Annotated in this window: 3 protein-coding genes; 1 reads left to right on the forward strand and 2 read right to left on the reverse strand. The window is 74.7% G+C overall.

The features are described from left to right. Positions 1 to 132: 132 nt before the first annotated feature. Complete coding sequence (locus tag ACFWA9_RS38865; RefSeq protein ID WP_380394273.1) at positions 133 to 687, reverse strand: TetR/AcrR family transcriptional regulator; 555 nt, start codon at positions 685 to 687, stop codon at positions 133 to 135. Next, positions 684 to 1,046 carry a DUF1304 domain-containing protein gene (locus ACFWA9_RS38870; RefSeq protein WP_380394276.1) on the reverse strand — a complete coding sequence of 121 codons (363 nt, stop codon included), beginning with the start codon at positions 1,044 to 1,046 and terminating at the stop codon, positions 684 to 686. The genes ACFWA9_RS38865 and ACFWA9_RS38870 overlap by 4 nt, the downstream gene beginning before the upstream one ends. 221 nt (positions 1,047 to 1,267) lie before the next feature. Between ACFWA9_RS38870 and ACFWA9_RS38875 the strand changes: the two genes are divergently transcribed. Continuing rightward, a complete protein-coding gene (locus ACFWA9_RS38875; protein WP_380394279.1) occupies positions 1,268 to 2,806 on the forward strand; it encodes a glycoside hydrolase family 64 protein in 1,539 nt (512 codons plus the stop codon). Positions 2,807 to 2,940: the final 134 nt, after the last annotated feature.

The raw sequence follows: 2,940 nt of genomic DNA on the forward strand, positions 1-2,940 counted from the left end.
GTCTCGGCCCGCCGCCGCGGAGCCGGCGTCCGAGGCCGCCGAGGCCCCGCCGGTCGCCTGACCGGCGCCCGCACCGCCCGCCGGTCTCGGCCCGCCACCGCGGAGCCGGCGCCCGCACTGCCCGCCGGCCGGTCAGCCGAACGGGGTGCGGTGCAGCGAGATCAGCAGGCGCCAGCTGTGCGCGGCGAGTTCGTCGGCGGTGGCGGGCACCAGGGCGTGCAGCCAGTCCGCGAGCAGCGCCGTGAAGGTCGCCGCGACGGCGGTGGCGACCAGCTCGGCGTACGGCGCGCCGGCCAGCTCCCGCTCGGTGCGGCTGCGTTCCCGGAGTTCGCGGTGGAGCAGCTCGCCCAGCGGTCCGGCGCCGCCGGGCAGCAGCAGCGCGCGGTAGACCGCCGCGTGCCGCTCGACCTCCGTGAGGAACGCGCCGAGGGCGGGCGGCGGTGCGGCCGGGTCCGGGATGCCGCGCCAGGCGTGCAGGGCGTCCACGGCGTCCCGGACGACCTCCGCGCAGGCGTCCACCGCGAGCGCCCGCAGGTCCTCGTAGTGGAGGTAGAAGGTCGCCCGGCCGATGCCCGCGCGCCGGACCACGGCGGCCACGCCGACCTCGGCCAGCGGGCGCTCGGCGCACTCGGCGAGCAGGGCCTCGCGCAGCCGGGCGCGGGTGCGGTCGGCCCGCGCGTCGGTCATCCGGCGACCAGCACCGCGGTCAGCGCGAGCGCGCCGGGCAGGGCCTGGGCGAACAGGATCCGGCGGTTGGCGGTCGCCGCCCCGTACAGGCCCGCGACCACCACGCAGGACAGGAAGAAGACCTGGACGCGGAAGCCGGTCGGGTCCGCCGCGATCAGGCCCCAGACCAGGCCGGCGGCCAGGAAGCCGTTGTAGAGGCCCTGGTTGGCGGCCAGCGGCGCGGTGGCCCGGGCCATCTCCGGGTCGAAGCCGGAGAGCTTCCGCCCGGGAGCCCGCTCCCAGAGGAACATCTCCAGCACCAGGATGTATCCGTGCAGTGCGGCCACCAGGCCCACCAGTGTGCTCGCGACGATGCCCATGACGGGGCCCCTTTCTGGACTGTTGTCCAGCAATCATAGACACATGTCCAGGAATTCGCCGCAGGCCTTCCCTTCACAAGGTGAAGTCACAAAGCCCACAAGGAAGTTCCACTGCTTCGTCTCTTGACCGCCGTCCGACGGGGCGGGACAGTGTGTCGACGCTTGAGAGCGCTCTCACGCAGTTCCGCCGCCTTGCCACCGCCGAGGGAAAGGCATCCCCCATGACGGCCACCCCACCCCTGCCCGGCCCCGCTCGCGGAGCCGCGCCCCGCCATCGAGCGCCCCGCCACCGCGGCGCCGTCGCGGTCCTCACCGTGCTCGCCCTGCTGCTCGCCGGTCTGTGGACGGCGGCCGGCGCGCGGGCGGCCACCGACTACACCCAGTCGGCGGCCACGGTCGCCCCCGGCTCGGTCCTCTTCGCCTTCACCCCGGCCACGCCCGCCGCCCTGGTCGACGTCCACTACCGGCCCGCCGCCGACGGCCAGCAGAACGTCCGGATGACGGCGGGCGCGAGCCGGTGGGAGACGACCGCCACCGGCCTGGCGGCCGGGACCGTCCTGGAGTACTGGTTCACCTACGAGAAGGCCGGACCGCTCTACGACACCCCGCACTTCACGGTGACCGTCGGCGCGGGCGGCTCGACCGGCGGCGGGGGGACGGGCAGCTTCCCGCTCACCTTCGTGAACAACACCCGGGGAGCCTTCAGTGACGCCCAGGTCTACGTGACCGTGCTCGGCATGGTCACCCCCGGCCAGTGGTCCTACCTGCGGCCCGACGGCACGACGGCGCACATCGACCACCGCGCCGCGCAGGCCCCGGGGCACCTGACCAAGAACGGCGTCGACTACCCGAACATGTCCTTCACGCTCGACCGGGCCGCCACCGTCCCCTCCCCGGCCGCCATCCGCGGCGGCCGCGTCTACATCTCGCTCGGCTCGCCGCTGTACATCCCCGTCTCGCCCGACGACCAGGGCTGGGGCGGGCCGGACCCGCGCAACCCCGCCGACCCGAACAACGACGTCTACTACGACTGGTACGAGTACACCTACGTCCACGGCGAGGTCCCGTTCGGCGGCAACACCACCCAGGTGGACGGGTTCGGCTTCCCGATGACCGCCCGGCTGCGGCAGGCCGCCAGCGGCTACGACTCCACCGAGGGCATCACCCGCACGCGCGCCGAGGTGATGGCCGGCTACGCGGCGGCCGTCGGGCCCGCCTTCCGCGCGCTGCAGGGCACCTACCGCATCACCGCCCCGCGGTCGTCCGCCCAGTTCCAGGCGGGCGGCGCGCAGCAGGGCTACCTCCAGCCGGCCATCGACCGGTTCTGGTCGGCCTTCAGCGCACGGCAGTTCACCCTCACCCGGCTCGGCGAGACGTTCACCGGGCGGGTCACCGGCGACACCCTGACCTTCACCAAGAACGGGGCCGGACCGTTCCACCTGGCCAAGCCCGCCTCGCCGGACGTGATGGCCTGCGCGGGCCCGCTCGCCGCGGGCGACGACACCGAGAAGCAGCTCGGCGCGGAGCTGTGCGCGGCCTTCCAGCGCGGCGTGGCGCTCACCCCGGACGACTGGTACCGGCCCGCGGCCTACTACCGCGGCGCCGACGCCGCGAACGACTACGCGGGGTACCTGCACGGCATCAGCCTCGGCGGCCGCTCCTACGCCTTCCCCTACGACGACATCAACGACCAGTCGTCCGTCCAGATCCTCGGCAACGCGGCTCCGCCCACCGGGCTGACCCTCGGTATCGGCTGGTAGTCCGGGCCGGCGGGGGGGGGCGCCCCCCCCCCCCCCCCCGCCCCCCCCGGCCGCGGCCCCCCCCCCCCCCCCCCGAAAAAAAAACAGACGCCGGCGCCGAACAAGAAGTTGTGGATAAAGGGGGGGGGCCGCGA

Origin of the sequence: Kitasatospora sp. NPDC059973 (genome assembly GCF_042737525.1) — a bacterium.
In the GTDB taxonomy this organism is placed as follows: Bacteria; Actinomycetota; Actinomycetes; order Streptomycetales; family Streptomycetaceae; genus Kitasatospora.